The 20,758-nt window shown below is 74.9% G+C and carries 15 protein-coding genes; 4 read left to right on the plus strand and 11 right to left on the minus strand.

The window, feature by feature from the left end:
- The first annotated feature begins 41 nt into the window (after window positions 1–41).
- From ABT403_RS12415 to ABT403_RS12425, 3 genes are all read left to right on the plus strand, one after another.
- Window positions 42–242 (plus strand): MbtH family protein, encoded by a 201-nt coding sequence (locus ABT403_RS12415; RefSeq protein WP_344158759.1) that lies wholly within the window; start codon window positions 42–44, stop codon window positions 240–242.
- An 85-nt stretch (window positions 243–327) separates the two neighbouring features.
- Entirely contained in the window at window positions 328–1,680 is a 1,353-nt protein-coding gene (locus ABT403_RS12420) for an MFS transporter (RefSeq protein ID WP_344158757.1), read from the plus strand.
- Between the two features lie 177 nt (window positions 1,681–1,857).
- On the plus strand, window positions 1,858–2,109 hold the full coding sequence (locus ABT403_RS12425; protein ID WP_344158755.1) for a hypothetical protein: 252 nt from the start codon (window positions 1,858–1,860) through the stop codon (window positions 2,107–2,109).
- Between the two features lie 87 nt (window positions 2,110–2,196).
- Here ABT403_RS12425 and ABT403_RS12430 read toward each other — a convergent pair whose 3' ends face one another.
- Entirely contained in the window at window positions 2,197–2,763 is a 567-nt protein-coding gene (locus tag ABT403_RS12430) for a hypothetical protein (RefSeq protein ID WP_344158753.1), read from the minus strand.
- Window positions 2,764–2,860: 97 nt separating this feature from the next.
- Window positions 2,861–3,895 (minus strand): response regulator transcription factor, encoded by a 1,035-nt coding sequence (locus ABT403_RS12435; protein WP_344158751.1) that lies wholly within the window; start codon window positions 3,893–3,895, stop codon window positions 2,861–2,863.
- Window positions 3,896–4,139: 244 nt separating this feature from the next.
- Here ABT403_RS12435 and ABT403_RS12440 point away from each other — a divergent pair, with 244 nt between their 5' ends.
- Entirely contained in the window at window positions 4,140–4,367 is a 228-nt protein-coding gene (locus ABT403_RS12440) for a response regulator transcription factor (RefSeq protein ID WP_344158749.1), read from the plus strand.
- On the opposite strand, the gene ABT403_RS12445 is transcribed toward ABT403_RS12440, so the two are convergent.
- The 9 genes from ABT403_RS12445 to ABT403_RS12485 all read right to left on the minus strand — a co-directional run bounded on the left by ABT403_RS12445 (window position 4,361) and on the right by ABT403_RS12485 (window position 20,676).
- Entirely contained in the window at window positions 4,361–5,668 is a 1,308-nt protein-coding gene (locus ABT403_RS12445) for an MFS transporter (protein ID WP_344158747.1), read from the minus strand. The two genes, ABT403_RS12440 and ABT403_RS12445, sit on opposite strands and share 7 nt — an antisense overlap.
- A gap of 47 nt (window positions 5,669–5,715) precedes the next feature.
- Window positions 5,716–7,257, minus strand: a complete 1,542-nt coding sequence (locus tag ABT403_RS12450; protein ID WP_344158745.1) for an amino acid adenylation domain-containing protein — start codon at window positions 7,255–7,257, stop codon at window positions 5,716–5,718.
- Between the two features lie 75 nt (window positions 7,258–7,332).
- Window positions 7,333–10,581, minus strand: coding sequence for a non-ribosomal peptide synthetase (locus tag ABT403_RS12455; RefSeq protein WP_344158743.1), 3,249 nt, complete (start codon window positions 10,579–10,581; stop codon window positions 7,333–7,335).
- Window positions 10,582–10,600: 19 nt separating this feature from the next.
- Entirely contained in the window at window positions 10,601–13,810 is a 3,210-nt protein-coding gene (locus ABT403_RS12460; RefSeq protein ID WP_344158741.1) for a non-ribosomal peptide synthetase, read from the minus strand.
- Window positions 13,807–15,600: a condensation domain-containing protein gene (locus ABT403_RS12465; RefSeq protein WP_344158739.1), complete on the minus strand. Its 1,794-nt coding sequence runs from the start codon at window positions 15,598–15,600 to the stop codon at window positions 13,807–13,809. The genes ABT403_RS12460 and ABT403_RS12465 overlap by 4 nt, the downstream gene beginning before the upstream one ends.
- The gene (locus tag ABT403_RS12470; protein ID WP_344158737.1) at window positions 15,593–15,817 is read right to left on the minus strand and encodes an MbtH family protein; all 225 of its coding nucleotides are present in this window, start codon (window positions 15,815–15,817) and stop codon (window positions 15,593–15,595) included. Before ABT403_RS12470 ends, ABT403_RS12465 begins: the two co-directional genes overlap by 8 nt.
- A 74-nt stretch (window positions 15,818–15,891) precedes the next feature.
- Window positions 15,892–18,159 (minus strand): pyridoxal-phosphate dependent enzyme, encoded by a 2,268-nt coding sequence (locus ABT403_RS12475; protein ID WP_344158735.1) that lies wholly within the window; start codon window positions 18,157–18,159, stop codon window positions 15,892–15,894.
- Window positions 18,160–18,161: 2 nt separating this feature from the next.
- Window positions 18,162–19,142: a GHMP family kinase ATP-binding protein gene (locus ABT403_RS12480; RefSeq protein WP_344158733.1), complete on the minus strand. Its 981-nt coding sequence runs from the start codon at window positions 19,140–19,142 to the stop codon at window positions 18,162–18,164.
- Window positions 19,108–20,676, minus strand: coding sequence for an argininosuccinate lyase (locus ABT403_RS12485; RefSeq protein ID WP_344158731.1), 1,569 nt, complete (start codon window positions 20,674–20,676; stop codon window positions 19,108–19,110). The genes ABT403_RS12480 and ABT403_RS12485 overlap by 35 nt, the downstream gene beginning before the upstream one ends.
- Window positions 20,677–20,758: the final 82 nt, after the last annotated feature.

Raw genomic sequence — 20,758 nt, forward strand, 5'->3', positions numbered from 1 at the left:
CACCCACCCTTCCGCATTCCTGATCCATCGAGGAGAACACCGTGAACGACACGTCCCCGCAGCAGTACCTGGTCGTGGCCAACGACGAGGAGCAGTACTCCCTCTGGGAGGCCGGCCGGGCCGTCCCGCTCGGCTGGCACGACCAGGGCGTACGCGGCACCAAGGAGGAGTGCCTCGCGCACATCGAGCGGGTGTGGACGGACATGCGCCCGCTCAGCCTCCGCGTGAGCATGGCCGGCTGACCCGACGATCCCCGGGCACCACGCCGCCCGGCAGACCCCACCGCGGGCTGCCGGGCGGCGCGGCGGTGCCGGAAGGAAACCCCTGATGACCAGCTCGTACCCCGGCGGCTCCGCGTCATCGCGCCGCCGCACCCCGCTGGGCGCCCTGGTGGCGGCCTCCGGGATCTCCTCACTCGGCATGGCGGCGACCCTGGTCGCCGTGCCCTGGTTCGTCCTGCACAGCACCGGCAGCGGCACCCGGACGGGTCTCGTCGCCACCGCCGAGGTGCTGGGGCTGCTGTGTTCCGCCGTGCTCGCGGGTCCGGTGGTCGACCGGCTGCCCGTCCGCGCGACCGGCGTCGGAGCGGATCTGCTGACGGCCGCGGCGATCGGCCTGATCCCGCTCCTGCACGCCTGGGACGCCCTGCCGCTGCCCGTCCTGATCGTGCTGGTCTTCCTGGTCGGGGCGGCACGCGGCCCGTCCGACACCTCCAAGCAGCTGCTCCTGCCCGGGGCGATGGAACGCGCGGGCGTCACGGCGGAGCGGGCCACCGGAGCGGTCGAGGGGGCCCGCCGGATCGGCATGATGGCGGGCGCGCCGCTGGCCGGACTGCTGATCTCGACCGTCGGCCCCGTCCGCACCCTGTTCGCCGACCTGGCGGCCCTGGCGTCGTGCGCCCTCGTCGTGGCGACCCTGGTGCCGGCTACGGCCCGTCCGCGCCCGGTCGCCCACGGGCGAGCACGCGGTTCCTATACGCGGGAACTCCGCTTCGGAATCGGCCAGTTGCGCAGGGACCGGCTGCTGGGCGCGATGGTGGGGGTCCTGATGCTGACCAATGCCCTGGACGGGGCGCTGAACGGGGTGCTCTACCCGGCGTACGGGACCGAGGTGCTGCGCAGCAGCGCTCTGTTCGGGGCGATGGTGACCGCGATGGGGGCCGGCGCGCTGCTCGGGGCGGCCCTGTACGGCTGGGCGGGGCACCGGATGCCGCGGCGCGCCGTCTTCGTCGGGGCCTTCGTCCTGGTCGGGGCGGTGCGGTGTGCCGCCTTGGCCGCCGAGCCCCGGGCGACGGTACTGCTGGCGGTGCTGGCCCTGTCCGGCATCGGGTCGGGGATCGTGGGCCCGCTGATGATGTCGGTCGCCTACGAGCGGGTGCCCGAGGCGGTACGGGGGCGGGTGTTCGGGCTGCTGGTCGCCGCCGCGCTGGCGGCGACGCCGCTGGGCATGCTCGGTGCGGGGCTGGCCCTGGACGCGGCGGGGCTGGTGCCGGCTCTGCTGGGGACGGGGGCGCTGTACCTCACGGTCACCCTGGCCCCGTTGGTGTTCCCCGTGTGGCGGGAGCTCGACAGCCGGGGCTCGGCGGAGCGCGTCGAGCGTGCGGAGCCGGCGGAGTCGGCGGAGTCGGCGGCCAAGCAGGAGTCTCCGGCCCCTGTGGGCGCGGGGATCGTGCCCGAATAGTACCTGTACGGCAGGTTTCGCGGCCCCTCACCATCGCGCCAGGCAGCTTGATGAACAGTCTGATCGATCACCGAGGGGCCTTCCGCACGGCAAGGTTGGTCCTGCACCGACCGGCGCGGACGGCCCACGAAGTGGTCCACGCCGGGACCTGACCGCTCGTACTCCTGGGGGGAACCCATGCTCAAGCGTTACGTCTTCGCCCTGTCCGTAGCCGCGTCCGCGCTGCTGCTGTCCACCGCCGGCGCCGCGCAGGCCGCCGAGGGCGACACGGCCACGACCACCGTGACGACCACCACCGGGAGCGAGGGCGGCACCACCACGCAGACGCCGCGTCACATCGTCCTGCCCGGCGGCCGGGTGGCGACGGTCGGCAACACGCCCCCCGGCGGCCGGGGCCGCGACACGGCCGACAGCTCCTGGGGCGGCTGATCCCACCGGCCCGTAGGGGCCGCCGGGAAAGGGGGGAGGGAGGATCGCGTCGCGATCCTCCCTCCCCCCTTTCCCCCTCCCGCTCCGTCAGTCGCCCTCGCTGCCGAGGCAGATGACCGCGTAGCGGGCCCGCGGTGCGCCGACGCGGCGACGCGCCCAGCCGGCCGGTACGTACAGCACCTCGCCGGGGAGCAGCCGGCACTGGAAGGACTCCGGCCCGCCGCTCTCACCGGCCCCGGTCAGCTGCCAGGTCACGGCGCCGGCGATCTGATGGATCAGCAGGTGCTCCCGGCCCCCGGCCTGCCCCGTCCAGGCGGCGTCCACACCGACGCCCGGTGCCGCCACGGCCGTCTCCACCCGGTCCAGCCGCACGGACAGGCCCGTCAGCGAGGCCAGTTCGGCGGCGAACCGGGCCACCTGCGCCGGGCACACACCTGCGCCCGTCGGGCCCGCCCCGGTGCTGTAGGCGCCCTCGGCCTCGTCGGCCTCGTCGGCTTCTTCGGCGTCGACGGTGTCGTCGACGTCACCGAACGCCGGGTTGTCGTACTCGGGCCACAGCACACCCGGTGCCCGGTCCAGGTGGACCGAGAGGAACAGGAGGATCTCCCGCAGGTGCGGGGCCTCCCGCGCCCAGGCTTCATCCGGTATGTCCATCACGTGCCCCTCTTGTTCGACGGCTCCACAGCTCCCGTCCCAGCAGCATGCGACACGCCCGCCGACCACGACAGACACGAAAAGGCGTGACACCGGGTCAGGGAAGCTGTACCGGGTCGCCGTCCGCCTCGCCCCGCGGGTCCAGCAGTCCGCGCGTGGCGGCGGCCACACCGGCCTGGAAGCGGCTGCCCGCACCCAGCTCCTGCATGATGTCGGCGATGTGACGCCGGGCGGTGCGCAGCGACATGCCCAGGCGACGGGCGATGGCCTCGTCCTTCAGCCCCGCCGCGAGCAGCCGGATGATCGTCTCGTGGATCTCCCGGGCCACCTCCTCCAGCCCCTGCCCCGCGGCGGCCGAGAACGGGGAGGCCAGGTCCCAGGTCTGGTCGAAGATGTCGCACAGGTAGGCGACGGTCGACGGCTCGCGGATCACGACGGCACCCCAACTGCCGTCGGAGACCGGTATGAAAGCCAGTTTCCGGTCGAAGGCGATGAGCCGGCCGAACAGCTCGTGCGCGGTGCGGTACTGCGCCCCCAGTGCGGAGGTGGTCGCGACGTAGGCCTGACTCGGCCCGTTGAAGCGGGCCGTGTGGTGGTAGAGGGTCCGGATCGAGATCCCCCGCTGGAGCATCGCCTCGTCCCGCCGCAGCGCCTCCTGCATCGCCTCCGGCACCCTGCTGCCACCCCCGGGCTGCGAGCTGAGCATCTCGATCGTGCAGGTGAGGGAGGCCCGGTTGAGTGCCCCGCGCACGTCCTCCAGGCTTTCCAGGACCTCCAGCGACTCCCCCGTGGAGCGGCGGCCCAGGTAGTGCGGCAGGAAGCGGCCCAGGTCCTCGCGGATCGCGCTGATCGCCCGCTGCTGCTCGCGGATCTGCGCCTCCAGAGGCGCGACGAGTTGCTGGGCGGCCGTGTCCGGCGCCACCGCGAAGGCGACCGTCGGGTCGATCGGGTTCACGTGCAGCAGACGCGCGGCGTGCAGGCGGGACACACTGCGGCGGACCTCGTCCGCCTCGCGCCCCGTCCCGGCGGCCACCACGTCCACGTCCACCGTGCGGTGTTCGAGAACCCAGCCGTAGACATCGATGTCCACATCGGCGTCCTTCGGATCCGGCGCCACGTCAGATATCCGCATTGCCCCACTCTGCCCTTTTCGCCCCTGGTCGCTTTCCTGCCAGGCACTTTGGTGAGGTGCCCGCCCCCTGGCGCCAGGATAAGCAGGACGGAAGGCTGGACCCCACGAACAGCAGCGGCTGCCCGGCCACTTCAGGTCCCGGACGTCCGAAAGCGGTGCGATCACGTCCCAAGTGACCGCACCGCCTCCGGGGCGCCGGGCCCCGCCGCTTCCCTTCCCCATCGATCCGGAACCCGGAGCCCCCATGCTGCACACCACGCCCGCCACCCGCGCGCCGGAGCTGCCCGACCTGACCCCCCGCGAGCAGGAGGTCCTCGCCTACCTCGCGCAGGGGGACACCTACCGGATGATCGCGAGCCGGATGGGGCTGAGCCCGCACACGGTCGACACCTACCTGCGCCGGCTGCGCAGCAAGACCGGCGCGGTGAACCGGACCCAGCTCACCCACCTCGCCTTCCGGATGGGCTACTGAGCCGGCCGCGCACCCGTGGCCTCGGCCCCGGCCGCCGGGGCGTCGTCCTCGAACGTGCGCATCCGCCGCAGCGGGGAGCAGAGCAGGACCATCGGGGCCGCCGACAGGGCCACCGCGCACACCCACAGCGCGTCACGCACGCCCAGGAGTTCACCGAGGAGTCCCGCCAGCAGGCCGCTCAGGGGCAGTACGCCCCACACGAGGAAGCGCATGGTGGCGGTCATCCGGCCGAGCAGGTTCGGCGGGCAGACCGTCTGCCGGTAGGTGACCTGGCAGATGTTGTACAGGGTGACCCCGGCGGACTGGACGAGCGATCCGAGCACGAACAGGCCGATCCGCCAGTCCTTGTCGGCCAGCGGGAGCAGCAGCCCGAAGGGCATGGTCACCAGCAGGGACAGCCACGTGAGCCGCGCCGCGCCGACCGCCCGGGTCACCCGGTCCGCTGCGGTGGCGGCCAGCACCGAACCGATCGTGGCCGTCGTCAGGACCCAGCCGACGGCCGCGGGCGCCAGTCCCACGGTCCGGGTCAGGAAGAGCACCTCGATGGCCATCACCGCGCTAAGGAACAGGTTCACGGCGGCCGTGTTCAGGGCGATGAGCCGCAGGATCCGGTGGCTCAGGACATAGCTCAGCCCCTCGCGGACGTCGCGCAGCAGGTGCCGGCGCGGGGCCGGTGCCGGCTTCGCCTCGCGGGCCTCGATCCGCCCCAGCAGGACCACGGAGACCAGTGAGGTGACGGCCTGGCCGGCCAGCGTCCCGGCCGCGCCCAGCAGTTGCACCAGGAAGCCGGCGATGCCGGGGCCGGCGAACTCCGCCCCCGAACGCACGGTCTCCAGCTTGGAGTTGCCCGCGATCAGGGTGTCCTTGCCGATCAGGGCCGGCAGATAGCTCTGGTCGGCGACGTCGCCGAAGAGCCGGGCGCAGCCCAGCAGCAGGGCGACCGCGTACAGCAGGGGCATCGAGTGCAGGTCCAGCAGGTAGGCCACCGGCAGCGCCGTCAGCAGGAGGGCGCGCGCGAGGTCGGCGGCCATCATCACGCGGCGTTTGCGCATCCGGTCCACCCAGGCCCCGGCGGGCAGGCCGAGCAGCAGGAACGCCGCGTGCTCGGCGGCGGACAGCAGACCCGCCTGCATCGCCGAGGCGTCGAGGGTGAGCACCGCCATCAGCGGCAGGGCCACGTACGTGATGCTGCCGCCCAGCTCGTTGCAGATGTGCGAGGACATGAAGAGACGGAAGTCCCGGCGCTGCCGGCCGCTCCCGGCCTGACCGGCCTGGACGGACTCGTCGGTGGTGACGGACACGGGTGCGTTCCTTGTCTGGTCGCGGACGGGGTCCGCGGGGTGCGGGTTCATCGGAGGGCTGGCGCCGGGAGCGCCCTGGGGTCGAGCTTGCCGCCGGGGGTGCGGGGCAGCCGCTCCATCAATGTCACCACGGCCGGTACGAGGTACGGGGGCGTCCTGGCCAGAAGATGACGGCGCAGTTCGTCCGGGGTGAGGGGGCTGCCGGCCGTGACGGCGGCCCAGGCGGCGAGCCGCGGTCCGCCCTCCGCCGCGACGGCGCGCACGACCACGTCGACGACGTCGGGGTGGGTGGCCACGACCGCCTCCACCTCCTTGAGTTCGACGCGGTGCCCCCGGATCTTGACCTGGTCGTCGGCGCGCCCGAGGAAGACGAGCGAGCCGCTGCCGGGGGCGCGGGTGACCCGGTCGCCCGTGCGGTACATGCGCTCGCCCGGGGTGCCGGCGAAGGGGTCGGCGACGAACCGCTCGGAGGTCAGGCCCGGCCGGCCGTGGTAGCCGCGCGCCAGGCAGGAACCGGCCAGGTACAGCTCGCCCGGGGCGCCGGGGGGTGCCTCGCGCAGTTCCTCGTCGAGGACGTACGCCCGTACGCCGGCCAGGGGTTCGCCGAGCGGGATCAGCTCGTCGCCGGTGAAGCGGGCGAGTTCGGCCGGGGCCGGCTCGTAGGAGGTGGCGGTGATCGTGGACTCGGTGAGGCCGTAGCAGCTGATCACCGGGGGGTGACCGGCCGCCGTCCAGCGCGTGAGGTCCGCCGTGCGGCCCGCGTCGCTGCCGATCACCACGCGGCGCAGGGCGGACGGCAGCGGCCGGGGGGCGCGCTCCAGGTCCCTGGCCCACTGCGACCAGTACGGGGTGGGCAGGTTGACGACGCTGATCCGCTGCTCGGCCAGGAACGGCTCCAGTTCGGCGGGCGAGAGGACGTTGTCCTTGACGAAGACGGCCGCGCCGCCCGTGCACCAGGTGGGCAGGGCCTCCTCCAGGCTGACGTCGAAGGCGGGGGCCGCGAACTGCAGGACCGCGTCCTGGCCCGTCAGCCCGTAGCGCTCGGCCAGGGTGGCGACCTGTGCGGCGAGTCCGGCGTGGGCGACCGCCACGGGCTTGGGCTGCCCGGTGGATCCGGAGGTGAAGAGCACGTAGGCGAGGGACCCCGGTGCGACGTCGGCGGGCGGCCCCGCCGACGTGGGGGCGGCGGTCGTGGTGGACGCCCAGAACAGCTCGGTCCCGGTGCGGCGTTGCAGCGTCGCGGCGGCGTGGGTGTCCGGGGCGACCGCGTGCCGGGTGCCGGCGGCCCGCAGCAGGGTGCGCAGCCGCTCGTCGGGGGCGTCGAGGTCCACCAGGAGCGGGGCCGCGCCGGCGTACCAGATGCCCAGCAGCCCCACCGCCCAGTGGAGGCCCCGGCGCGCCCCCAAGAGCACGGTGTCCTCCGGCCCCGCGCCGGCGGCGCGCAGCTCCTCGGCCACCGCGCGGGCCCGGCGGTCGAACTGGCGGTAGGTCAGCTCGCCCTCGGGTGCGCGGACCGCGGTGGCCCCGGGTGTGAGCCCCGCCCGGTGCGCGATGCGCAGGGGCACGGGGGTGGTCTCAGTCGGGCTCATGGTGGTGGTGTCTCCTGGGGGTGCGGGCGGGCTCTTCGCGGCGGTGTCGGACCTGGTCGGCCCGGGTGGGGCCGGTTACGCCCGCTCGCGGGAGCGGGGGCGCAGCGCGGGGCGGGCGGGGGCGGTGGCGGCCTCGGCGAGGCGGGCGGCGATGCCCGCGGGGGTGGGCGTCTCGAAGAGATCGCGGATGTTCAGCCGTACGCCGAGTTCGGTGCCGATGCGGCCGGCCAGCCGGGTGGCGAGGAGCGAGTGGCCGCCGTGGGCGAAGAAGTCGTCGTCCATGCCGGCCTCCTGGAGGCCGAGGACGGAGGCGAAGACCTCGCAGACCGTCTTCTCGGTGGGGGTGGCGGGCAGCCGTCCGGCGGGGCGGTGCACGGTGGCCGGGTCGGGGAGCGCCTTGCGGTCGAGCTTGCCGTTGACGGTGAGCGGGAAGCGGGGCAGGTGCAGGAACAGCGACGGGACCATGTAGTTGGGCAGGTTCTTGCCCAGTTCCGTGCGGACCTCCTCGGCGGTGGGGGTACCGGTGAAGTAGCAGATGAGCCGCTGCTGGCCCGCGTGGTCCCGGTCGACGGCGACGACGGCCTCACCGACGCCGGGCACGGCGCGCAGCGCGGTCTCCACCTCGCCCAGTTCGATGCGGTTGCCGCGGACCTTGACCTGGTGGTCCTGGCGGCCGAGGAAGTCGAGCTGGCCGTCGGCCCGCATCCGGGCGAGGTCGCCGGTGCGGTACATGCGGCTGCCGGGCACGGCGGAGAACGGGTCGGGGACGTAGCGCTCGCTGGAGCGGCGCGGGTCGCGCAGGTAGCCGGGGCCCACGCCGGTGCCGCCGATGAAGAGTTCGCCGGGCACACCGGGCGGTACGGGCGCGAGCGCGGCGTCCAGCAGGTAGAGGGAGTTGTTGCGCAGCGGGCGTCCGACGGGCAGCCGGCCGTGTTCCAGCTGGGCGTGCACGTCGGGGCCGATGAAGGCGTGCGTGTTGTCGTCGGAGCACTCGGTGAGGCCGTAGGCGTTGACGATCGCGGCCTGCGGGTGGCGTGCGTACCAGCGGGTGCACAGTTCGGGCGGCAGCACCTCGCCGTTGACGATGAACCAGCGCAGTTCGGGCAGGGCCGGCGGCAGCACGCCGGTGTCCCACAGGTCGACGGCGGCGCGGACGAAGGAGGGCACGGTCTCCAGGACGGTGATCCCCCGGCGGGCGGCGTCGTCGAACAGGGCGGCCGGGTCGCGGGCGGTGTCCCGGGACACCAGGTGGACCTGTCCGCCGGTGATCAGCGGCGCGAGCATCTGCCATACGGAGATGTCGAAGGTGAGCGGGGCGTTCATCACCACGCGGTCGCCGTCGCCGAGACCGAGGTCCTCGACCTTGGCCAGGAGGTGGTTGTTCATGCCCCGGCGGTGGACCATGGCGCCCTTGGGCTTGCCGGTGGAGCCCGAGGTGAAGCAGACGTAGGCGAGGGCGTCGGGTCCGCCGGCCGGTGCCGGGCGCTCGCCCGGGGCCGCGGCGGCCGCGTCGTCGATGACCAGGACGGGCAGCCCGCCGGGCACGGCGGCGGCGATCTCCTCGGCACGCGCCCGCTGCTCGGGGGCGGCCAGCAGGCGGGCGATCCCGCCGCTCGCCAGGAGGTCGGCGGTACGGGTGACGGGGCCCTCGGGGTCGAGGGGGACGTAGGCCGCGCCGGAGCCGAGGATGCCGAGCATCGCGACGGGGACGCGGGCGGTGGGCTCGCTGAGTACGGCGACCAGGTCGCCGGGGCGCACGCCGTCGGCGAGCAGGGCCAGGGCGAGGGCGTCGGCGCGGGCGACGAGGTCCGCGTAGCTCAGTTCGCGGCCGGTGTCGTCGGTGGTGGCGACGGCGTCGGGGCGGCGCCCGGCCTGCCGGCGGACGCGGTCGACGACCTCCGCGTACTCCTCGTCGCGGGCCGTGTCGTTCCATTCGACCAGGACGCGGTGGCGTTCGGCGGGCGAGAGCAGGTCCACGGTTCCCACCGGGCACGAGGGGTCGTCGGCGACGGCTTCCAGGAGCCGGGCGAGGCGTTCGATCAGGGCCTGGGCGGTGTCGCGTGCGAAGACGTCCGGCCGGTAGTCGATCTGGAGCCGCAGCCGCTCGCCGGGGATGGCGGTCAGCGAGAGGGGGTAGTGGGCGGCGTCGTACGGGTCCACTCCGGTGACCTGGAGCCCGCCCGCGCCGAGTGCGGCGAGGCCGGCCGCGTCGACCGGGTAGTTCTGGAAGGCGACGCAGGAGTCGAAGAGCTCGCCCGCTCCGGCGAGCCGCTGGATCTCGACCAGGCCCAGGTGGTGGTGGTCGATCAGGCGCGCCTGCTCGTCCTGGAGCCGCTCGAACAGGGCGACGAGGGACTCGGCCGGGTCGATCCGCACGCGGACCGGCACGGTGTTGATGCACAGGCCCACGATGTCGGCGACGCCGGGCAGTTCGGGGTCGCGGCCGCTGACGATGGCGCCGAAGACCACGTCCTCGGATCGGATCTGCCGGCCGAGCAGGAGCGCCCACGCGCCTTGGAGCAGGGTTCCGGAGGTGATCCGGTGGGCGCGGGCGAGGGCGCCGAGCCGTTCGGTGAGGGACTCGGGGAGGTAGGTCTCCACGCGGTCGGGCAGCACCGAGCCGGGCGGCGGGGACACGGGCGCGGTGCGGGTTCCGCCGGACAGGCCGTCCAGGGCGCGGGTCCAGGCGTCCTGGGCGGCGGACGTGTCGCGGCCGTGGAGCCGGCTCAGGAAGGCGGAGTAGGGGGTGACCGGGCCCAGGGGCGCGTCGTCGGCGTGGTGCAGGGCGAGGAGTTCGCGGACCAGGACCGGCCAGGACCAGCCGTCCATCACGATGTGGTGGTAGGTCAGCAGCAGCCGGTGGGACAGCGGGCCGGTGCGGACGAGGGTGAAGCGCAGCAGTGGCGGCCGGGCGAGGTCGAAGCGGGTGGCCCGGTCCTCGGCGAGGAGGGTGTCGACGGCGGCGGTGCGTTCGCTCTCGCCGAGCCCGGACAGGTCCACCTCCTGCCAGAGGGCCCGTACGCCGCGCTGGACGACCTGGGCGGGTTCGCCGGTGGCGCGGCGCAGGAAGCCGGCGCGGAGGTTGGCGTGCCGCTCCAGGACGGTGTCGGCGGCGGCGCGCAGCCGGTCCGCGTCGAGGGGGCCGTCGAGGTCGAGGAGCAGCTGGGCCACGTAGACGTCGCGTTCCTCCTCGTCGAACAGGGCGTGGAAGAGGATGCCGTCCTGGAGCGGGGACAGGGGCAGGACGTCCTCGACCAGGGAGCGGGCGGCGGGGGCCGGGGTGGTGTCGGGGGTGGCGGCAGGGGTGGACGGCGGGTGGTTCACGGTGGTGTTCCTTCGGTGGTCAGGCGGTCTGGGTGCGGCGGGCCCGGCGGACGACCGGCGGGTCCCCGGCGCCGGTGCCGGCGGCTGTGGCGGCGGGCAGGGCGGCGGCCAGTTCGGCGACGGTGGGGCCGGTGAAGAACTGGCGGATGGTGAGGGCGCCGCCGAACCGGTCCCGGACCTCGGCGAGCAGCCGGGTGGCGAGCAGGGAGTGTCCGCCGAGGTCGAAGAAGTCGTCGTGGACGCCGATGTGCGGTACGCCCAGGACCTGCTCCCAGATGGCGCACAGGGCGCGCTCGTCGTCGGTGCGCGGCTCCTGGCGGGCTCCCGTGGTGCCGGCCGTCGCCGGGTCCGGTGCGGGCAGGGCGGCCAGGTCGGTCTTGCCGTTGGCGGTGACGGGGAAGGCGCCGAGCAGGGTGAGGGTGGCGGGCACCATGTAGTCGGGCAGCCGGTCGCGCAGGTGCTCGCGCAGTTCTCCCGGACCGGGTGCGGGGGTGCCCTCGGCGGGGACGGCGTAGCCCGCGAGCGCGGGTCCGGCGGCCGTGTCCACGACGGTGACGGCGGCCTGGCCTACCGCCGGGTGGGCGGCCAGGACGTGCTCGATCTCGGCGGGTTCGATGCGCAGTCCGCGGATCTTGACCTGCCGGTCGGCGCGGCCGAGGTACTCGACCTGGCCGTCGGCGCTCCAGCGGGCCAGGTCGCCGGTGCGGTACATCCGGCTGCCCGGGGGGCCGTACGGACAGGCGAGGAAGCGTTCGGCGGTCAGCCCGGCCCGGCCGAGGTAGCCCTGGGCGAGTCCGGCGCCCGCGATGTAGAGCTCGCCGATGACGCCGGGCGCCACGAGGCCGAGCCGCTCGTCCAGGACGTGCAGCCGCGTGCCGTCGAGGGGGCGGCCGATCGGGACCTGTCCGGCGGGGGCCTCCTGGCCCGGGCCTACGGCGAAGGTCGCCGCGAAGGTGGTGGTCTCGGTGGGTCCGTAGGCGTTGGTGACGGTGGTGCGGGGGCAGGCCTCGCGGACCCGGCGGACCATGGAGGGCGAGGCGGCCTCGCCTCCGGTCATCACCTCGTGCAGGGTGCCGAGCGCGGGCAGGCAGCGGTCGGCGAGGACGTTGAAGAGGGTGGCGGTGAGGAAGGTCCCGGTGACCTTCTCCTCCGTCATCAGCCGGGCCAGCGCGTCGACGTCGAGTTCGCCGGGCGGCGCGACGACGACCAGGCCGCCGTTCAGGAGCGGCACCCACATTTCGTAGGTGGAGGCGTCGAAGGCGTGCGGGGAGCGGAACAGCACACGCTCGTGCGCGCCGCCGCGCCAGCGCCGGTCGGTGGCGAGGGCGACGACCTCGCGGTGGGAGACGGCCACGCCCTTGGGGGTGCCGGTGGAGCCGGAGGTGTACATCAGGTAGGCGAGCGCGTCGGGATGCCCGCCCGGTCCCGCGGTCGTGGCCGTCACGGCCTCGGTGGCGTGCGGTCCGTCCGGGCGCAGTACGTGGCGCGGACCCGCCGGTACGGGTTCCCCGTCCGGGACGTCGGTGACGAGGACGGCGGCCCCGGCCGCGGTGAGCACGGCCTCGGTACGGGCGCGCGGGGCCCGTGCGTCCAGCGGCAGGTAGGCGGCGCCGGCCTTGAGGATGCCCAGGCAGGCGGCGACGAGGCAGGCGGAGCGGTCCATCAGTACGGCGACGGACTCGCCCGGCCGGACGCCGAGGGCGCGCAGCCGTCCGGCGATCCGCTCGGCCCGGGCGTCGAGTTCGCCGTACGTGGTCTCCCGGCCGGCGCAGAGCACGGCGGGCCGGTCCGGGTGGGCGGCGGCCCGCTCCTCGAAGGCGCCGTGGACGGTCCGGGCGTCGGGGGCGACGGGCGCGCCCTGCCAGTGCTCCAGCAGGTCGGCCCGCTCCCCCGGCAGCAGGACGTCGAGTGCGGACAGGGGGACGCCGGGCTCGCGGACGACGGCGCCGATGAGGTGGACGAGACGGTCCAGCAGGCGCCGGGCCGTGGCCCCGTCGAACAGGTCGCTCGCGTACTCCAGCCCGAGGGCCAGGCCCAGGGGTTGCCCGGTGGCCGGGTCGTGGAGCTCCTCCACCTCCAGGGTGAGGTCGAACTTGGCGGTGTCGGTGCGCACCGCCTCCACCTCGGCCCTCAGACCCGCGAAGGCGGGGGCCTGCGGCTCGCCGCGCTGGGCGGAGACGGCGACCTGGAAGAGCGGGTGGCGGGCGGGCGAGCGGGCCGGGTTGAGGCGTTCGACCAGCGATTCGAAGGGCAGTTCCTGGTGGGCGTACGTCTCCAGGGCGGCGGTGCGCACCCGGCCCAGCAGCTCCGTGAAGGTGGGGTCGCCCGAGGTGTCGGCGCGCACGATCAGGGTGTTGACGAAGAGGCCCACGAGGTCGGTGAGGGCTTCGTCGTCGCGGCCGTCGACGGGGCAGCCGAGCGGCAGGTCGGTGCCGGCGCCGAGGCGGGTGAGCAGGGCCGCGAAGGCGGCCTGGACGGCCATGAACGGGGTGGCGCGGGCGCCTTGGGCCAGCGCGGCCAGTCCGGCGTGGGCGGCGGCGCCGGTCCGTGCCTCCACCAGTGCGCCCCGGTGGCCGGCCACGGCGGGGCGCGGCCGGTCGGCGGGCAGGGCCAGTTCCTCGGGCAGGCCGTCGAGGACGGCCGCCCAGTGGGTGAGCAGCCGGCCGTGCAGGGAGTCGGGGTCCTGGGCCGGGCCGAGGAGTTCGCGCTGCCACAGCGCGTAGTCCGGGTACTGGACGGGCAGTTCGGGCCACTCGGGCGGCCGGCCGGCGCACCGGGCGGTGTAGGCGGCGGCGAGGTCGCGGACGAGGATGTTCACGGAGTGGCCGTCGCCCGCGATGTGGTGCAGGACCAGGAGCAGGTAGTGGTCCTCGGCGCCGTCGGTGAACAGGTCGGCGCGCAGCGGTGGTTCGGCGCGGAGGTCGAAGGGCCGGGCCGAGGCCTCCTCGGCCCGCCGGGCGCGTTCGGCGGGCGGGCATGCGGTGACGGTGAGCACCGGGGCGGCGTCCGCGGGGTCCAGGACCCGCTGGTGGGGGCGGCCCGCCTCCTCGGGGAAGACGGTGCGCAGCGCCTCGTGGCGGCCGCTCACGTCCGCGAGCGCGGCGCGCAGGGCCGGGCGGTCGAGGGCGCCGCGCAGCCGCAGTCCGACGGGGATGTGGTAGAGGGCGCCGTCGGCGCCGTCCCGGGCGTGGAACCACAGCCGCTGCTGGGCGTGGGACAGAGGGATCACAGCAGGGCTCCGAGCTGGGATTCGAAGGTGTCGAGGTCGGCCTGGCTGACCCGGGCGAGGGAGACGTCGGAGGGGGTCAGCCGGCCGGCGTCGGGGCGGGCGGCGTGGGTGACGACGGCGCGCAGCATGGTGAACCACTCCCGCGCGAGGTCGCGGACCCACGGGCCGGGGAGGGCGTTGCCCGCCCAGGTCCAGGTGGCGCTGAGGGTGAGGCCGTCCGGGCCCTCGTGGGCGGCCGCGTTGACCTCCACCGCGTGGGCCATCGGGAGGCCTTCGTCGGCGTCGTCGAGGGCGAAGTCGTGGCCGGGCGCGGCGTCCCAGGGGGCGTCGCCGCCCATCGGGAACCGGCCGAGGTAGTTGAAGCCGATCTGGGGGATGCCGCGGGCGGCGAGACCGGTTCCGGTACGGGAGTTGAGGTGGCGCAGCAGCCCGAAGCCGATGCCCTTGTCGGGTACGGCGCGCAGTTCCTCCTTGACCAGCCGCAGGGCGGCGCCGACCGCGGGTCCGCCCAGGCGGGCCTCGTCGAGGTCGGGGCGGCCGAGGGCGAGGCGGACGGGGAAGACGGTGGTGAACCAGCCGACGGTGCGGGAGAGGTCGGTGCCGTCGGCGACGTCCTCCCGGCCGTGGCCCTCGACGTCGATGAGGACGGCGCCCTCCTCGTCCGCCCCGTCCGCCCCTTCGGCGGCGCGCCGGGCGAGCACGGCGAGGGCCAGGGCGGTCAGCAGCACGTCGTTGACGGTGCCGTTGACGAGGCCGGGCACGGTGGTGAGCAGGGGGCCCGCCAGGTCCGGCCCGAGGGTCAGGGTGAGGGTGTTCTCCGGGCTCTCGGGGTCGAGGCCGCCGGGCGGGCGGACGCCGGCCAGGGGCTGGGGGGCCTCGCGCAGGGCGGCGGCCCAGCGCTCGGCCTCGGCGGTCCGGCGGCCGGAGGTGGCCTCCGCGCGCAGCAGGTCGGCCCAGTGCGCGAAGGGGGTCGCCGCCGGCTCCAGGGCGGGCTCGCGGCCCTCGGTGAGGGCCGTCCAGCAGGTGCGCAGGTCGTCCTGGAGGATCCGCCAGGAGACGCCGTCGACGACGAGGTGGTGGATGACGAGCGCGAGCCGTCCCTGGTGTCCGGGTCCCCGGTCCAGGAGTACGGCGCGCAGCATGTGGCCGTCGCGCGGCGAGAGCAGGCGCCGCGCGGTCCGTATCCGCTCCCGGGTCAGGGCGGGGAGGTCCGCCTCGTCGGTCCGGCGGGCGTCCACGTGCTCCAGCAGGTCCGCCGCGGCGACGGTGCCCGCGGGTGGTACGACGGGTTCGGCGCCGGTGGCACCGATCCCGTCGGGCAGCCTCAGGCGGAGCATCTCGTGGGTGTCCAGGAGGGCCTGGACGGTGCGTTCGGCGTCGGCCGTCCCGAAGCCCGGCGGGGTGCGCAGGACGAGCGACTGGTTGTAGGTGTCGACGGGACCGCCGAGTCCGGCGAGCCACCCCATGATGGGGGTGGGTGCCAGCGGGCCCAGCCGGCGCGGGGGCGTGATCGGTCCGGTGTCCTCGCTCCCCGGGGCCCGGGTGCGGGCGGTGGCGGCGAGGGCGCTGACGCTCTCCGCGCGGAGCACGTCGCGGGTACGGACGACCAGGCCGGCCGCGCGGGCACGGCTGACGACCTGGATCGCCTGGATGCTGTCGCCGCCCAGCCCGGTGAAGCTGTCGCCCGCGTCGACCCCGGCGCGGCCGAGGACCTCGGCGAAGAGGGTGCGCAGGGTCCGTACGGGGTCGGGTGCGGCCGGGTGCCCGGTGCGGTGGACGGGCTCAGCCACGGGGCGCGTCCCCGGCGAGGGCGGCCACCAGGGAGGCGGGGCGCATGTCGGTCCAGACCCGCTCGACGTGGTCGAGGCAGGCCTGGCGGCCGTCGGGGCCGTGTACGACGGTCCAGCCGGCGGGGACGGGGTGGGTGGCGGGCCACAGGGAGTGCTGGAGCTCGTCGTTGCGGACCACGACGTAGGAGGCGTTGTCGTTCTCGAAGGGGTTGCTCATGGCGGTTCACCTTTCGGTTCGGGTGCGGCCGTACGGGTCGTACGGCGCGTCGTCGGGACGGGTGCGGCGGAGGGTCAGGGGCGGGGCGCGGCCTCGATGTCGAGGTGGACCAGGGCGCGCGCCGCGTCGAGGGCGGCGTGCACGCCTGCGGGCTCCGGATGGCGGGCGATCACGTGCCCGAGCCGGTCGGAGGCGCTGCGGGGCCTGCGTACGGGAGTGCCGGGGGCGGCGGTGACCAGGACCGATGCGACTCCCTCGACGGCCGCCGCGGCCTCGGCGCCGTGGACGGCCGTCAGGGTGCCGTCGGTGCCGGCGAGGAGGAACTGGATCCCGGCGTGGCCGCCGTCCTCGGCCTTGAGGTGCGGGGGCAGGCCGAGGGCGGCGCGCAGCTGCGCGTCGAGGAGGTCGACGCCGGTGGCGATCCTGATCAGTTCGGGGATCATGCCGCCGGCCGGGCGCGGGTTGATCTCGACGAGGGCGGGCCCCTCGGCGGTCAGTTTGACCTCGGTGTGGGTGGCGCCCAGCCGGATCCCGGCCGCGTCCAGGGCCGCCGTCACCGTGTCGGTGATCGACTGGGCGGTGGCGGCGGGCAGCGGGGCGGGGAAGAGGTGGCGGTGCTCGACGAAGTGCGGGCCGGCGGTCACGGACTTGGCGGTGATGCCCACGCACACGGCCTGCCCGTCGCCGCTGAACATCTCGACGCTGTACTCCGGCCCGTCCAGGTACTCCTCGACGAGGACGGTGCGGGCGGTGGGCATGCCCCGCACGTTGGTGTCGATCGCGAGGATCCGCTCGATCTGGGCGCGGACCTCGGCTTCGTCGGCGCAGAGCAGGACGTTGGTGGAGCCGGAGTCGTCGGCCGGCTTGACCACGCAGGGCAGTCCGGTGCGGGCGACGGCGGCCGCGGCTGCGGCCGGCTCGCGGACGAGGGCGTACCGGGGCTGGCGGACGCCCGCGGCCCGCAGCCGCTCGCGCAGGGCGGACTTGTCGCGGCAGACGGCCACCGCCTCGGGCGCGTTGCCGGGCAGGCCGAGCCACCGGGCGATCCGGGCGGCGGCCGGTACGTAGAAGTCGCTGGTGGTGGTGACCCCGGCGATCTCCTCGCGGCGGAACCGCTCCTGTACGGCGGCGCGCAGGGCGGCGTCGGAGTTGGTGTCGCAGCGGACCACCTCGGCGCCGGTCTCACCGAGGCCCCGGTAGCGGTCGGGTTCGCCGGTCAGCAGGACGGGTACGGTGCCCAGGGCGCGTGCCCGCTCCAGTGCGACCATGCCGGTGCCGGTGGTGTTGGACTCCACGAACAGCAGGTGCCGGCCGATCCCGGCGGGCGGGCTGTAGGCGACGGTGGACCAGGTGCGGGCGGTCCCGCCGGGTCCGAGGGCGGCCGGCGCGGGGGCGGTGGGCACCTCGCGCAGCCGGTTCGCGTCCCAGTGCTCGTCGTTGTAGACGGTGTCGGCGTAGCGGTCGCCGCGGTCGGGGAGGATGCCGACGATCCGGGTGCCGGGTTCGGCGCGGTCGGCGAGGCCGGTGAGGACCCGGTAGACGGAGCCCGAGGTGTTGCCGCCGAAGATCTGCTGCTCGCGGGCGAGGTCCCAGGTCGCGGCGAAGGCCTCGTGGTCGTTGAGCCAGTGCACCTCGTCGACGAGGGTGCGGTCGAGGTTCTTGGGCAGCAGGCTGTTGCCCAGCCCGCTCTGCAGGCGTTGCGGTACGTCGGGCTGGCCGAAGAGGGCGCTGCCCACGCAGTCGACGCCGACGACGTGCAGGGCGGGCAGCCGCTCGCGCAGCGCCCGGGCGGTGCCGCACAGGGAGCCGCCGCTGCCGACGGCTCCGACGAGGGTGTCGAACCGGCCGAGGTCCGCCAGGAGTTCACCGGCGAGGGTGCGGTAGGCGCCGGGGTTGTCGGGGTTGGTGTACTGCTGCGGCCAGAAGGCGCCGGGCAGTTCGCTTTGCAGCTCCGCGAGCCGCTCCAGGCGGGCGCTCTGCCAGCCGTGGCTGGTCATCGCCTCGACGATGTGCACCCGGCAGCCCAGGGCGCGGAGTTTGGCGAGGGTGACGGGGTCGATCCGCGGGTCGGTGACGATGTGCACCTCGTGGCCCAGCGAGCGGCCGACGAGGGCGACGCCGAGGGCCATGGTGCCCGAGGAGCTCTCGATGACGGGGTCGCCCGGCTTCAGGGTGCCCAGCCGCCGGGCCTCCAGGAGGATGTTACGGGCGACGCGGTCCTTCATCGCGAACAGGTTCTGCAGTTCCAGTTTGGCGTAGACCTCCACGCCCCGGGCCTCGCCCAGCCGCAGCCGGACCAGCGGGGTTCCGCCGATCGCGTCCGTGACGGTGTCGAACAGCATGCTCAGATCTCCAGCTCGGTGGGGTGGGCGGGTGCGGCCTGCGGAATCCAGCTGTCGTCGGCGCCGAGGGAGCGGTGTACGGACACCTCGCCGCCGAGGGCGGCGCAGCCGGCCCGGATGTGTTCGGTCTTGCCGGCGAGGGCGGGGTCGTCCGCCTCCAGGAGGACGCCGAGCATGGTGCCGCTGTGGGCGAGGACCAGGCCCAGCCCGTCGGCCTCGCGGCACAGGGCGCGCAGCCGCTCGAAGCCGGCGCGCCGGCGGCGGCGGGCGTTCATCTCGGCGCTGCGGGTGGCGACGGCACCGACCTCGGCGAGGTCGCCTCTGGCCACGGCGTCGGTGAGCCGGTCCAGCAGGCGTGCGTACTCCTCCCGGTCGGCGGCGCCGATGGGCCGGGCTCCCCGGTTGTGCGCCACGGTGTCGACCTGGCCGCCCTCGTCGTGGGCGACGACGGCGAGGGGCGGCAGCACCCCGAGGCGGCGGCCGAGGCGCACCTCCCGGTGGTGGAAGGCGACGATCTCGTCGTACATGACCCCGTCGGCCGGTTCGATGCCCCGCAGGAAGTCCTCCGTCTCGGCCGGGGTGAAGGAGCGCCCGTGGGCTGCCCCGACGGCCCGTACCGTGGCGACCAGGTCGGCGGAGGAACTGGCGAGGCCCTTGCCCTCGGGCAGGTCCCCGGCGATCTCCAGCAGGCCGCCGCCCGCCGCGTCGAGGGCGGCCAGGACGGCCTCGGCGACACGGCGCGACTTGGCCTTGTGCGCCGGGCGCACCCGGACCTCGCGGCGGCCGGGCTCGGGGTGGAACACGGCGGTGGCCCAGCGGGCGAGGGGGAAGGTGACCAGGAAGTCCCCCTGCGGGTGGGGCAGGGCGCCCTGGAGCAGTTCGCCGAAGGTGCCGAAGGCGCTGCCGGAGCCGGGGCCGGCGGGGACGGCGCTCGCCCCGGCGACGGTGTCAGTGGGCGCGCTGTACGCGGGTGCGGGTGCCATCGCCGTCCTCCTCGTCGGTCGTGTCGCCGGGCGCTCCGTACAGGGCGCGGTCGCCCTCCTCGGCGCCCGCACGGAGCGCGGCGGCGCGCGCCCGCCAGTCGGCGCGCAGGTGTTCGTACGTCTCCTGCTGGCCGCGCAGGACCGCGCGGACGGCGTCGGGGCGGGCTGACCCGGCGGACACCATGCGCTCCAGGCCCCGGTCGACGTCGAAGGCCTCGGCGAGGAGCCGGGCGGGGTCGGCGAGGGTGATGCCGTGTCCGGCGGCCGCCTCGGCCAGCAGGGCGGGTTCCCCCGGGGCGGGGGCGGCGCCCGCCGTCGCGGCGAGGACGACGTACTTCCCGGCGACGACCTGGGCGGTGCGCCAGGGCACCCCTTCGGTGAGGCAGAGGGCGTTGGCGAGGCTGAAGCCGCCGAGGAACTCGCGCTCGCACACCTGGCGCATGCGGTCGGCGCGGAAGGTCAGCCTGCGCAGGACCTCGGTGAGGAGGCGGACGGTGCCGTGGGCCGAGTCGAAGGCGTTCAGCAGGTGGGTGCCGGCTTCCTTGGACACCTCGACGAGGTTGCAGAAGGGGGTGTTGCGCTGGCCCAGGAGCACGTCGAAGTGGAAGGCCGTCAGGTGGGCGGTGCGGCCCCGGATGCGCTCCAGGACCGGATAGTTCTTCTTCTGCGGCATGGCGGAGGAGATGCCGGACAGTTCGTCGGGCAGTTCGATGAACCCGTACTCGCTGCCGCCCCAGGTGAGCAGGTCGGTGGTGAAACGGCTCAGCGCGGTCCCCAGCAGGCTCAGTTCCGCCGTCAGTTCGGCGCTCCAGCGGCGCGAGGCCACGGCGGTCAGGGCATGGGGCTGCGGCCGGGAGAAGCCGAGCAGCCGGGCCATCCGGTCGCGGTCCCAGGGGAGTTCCTGGCCGGCCATGGCGCCGGCGCCGAGCGGGCAGGCGTCGATGCCGTCGTAGGCGTTCAGCAGCCGGGCGTGGGTGTGCAGCAGGTGCTCGGAGAGTGCGGCGAGGTGGAAGCCGGGGGTGATGATCTGGGCGGCCTGGAAGTGGGTGTACCCCGGCATGGGCAGGTCGCAGGTCTTCTGAGCCAGCTCGTGTACGACCGAGCCGAGTTCGAGGAGCGCGCTGGCGAAGCGGGCGAGCTGGTCGCGGCCGTACATCACCTGGGCGCAGGCCTGGAGGTCGTTGCGGCTGCGGTCGGCGTGCCAGTGCGTGACCGGGGCGGGCAGGCCCGCCTCGACGTGCCGTTCGAGGGCGAAGGCGATGTCCGACATGTTGGCGCCGGGCTGCGCGCTGAGGGTGCCGGATCCGACGGCGTCCAGCAGGGCGGCGATCCGGTGGGCCTCCTCGGCGGTGATGAGGTCCATGCGGACGTACTCGGCGGCCAGGGTCTTCTCGATGGCGACGTAGTGGCGCAGCAGGTGGCGGGACTCGAACACGAACTGGGGGGCTAGCACTTCGTCGTGGAGGAGTTCGGCGGGACCGCCGCGGATCCGGCCGCTCAGCTCGGGGGCGGCCCCTGGGGTGTCAGTCGTCACGTGGTGTGTTCCGTTTCCTGTTCTGGGGCGGGGCGCGTCGGCGCATGCCTGATCGACGCGCGGCGCGGGAAGGGGGGACGGG

This window comes from Streptomyces sp. NPDC000075, assembly GCF_040301925.1.
In the GTDB taxonomy this organism is placed as follows: domain Bacteria; phylum Actinomycetota; class Actinomycetes; order Streptomycetales; family Streptomycetaceae; genus Streptomyces; species Streptomyces polychromogenes.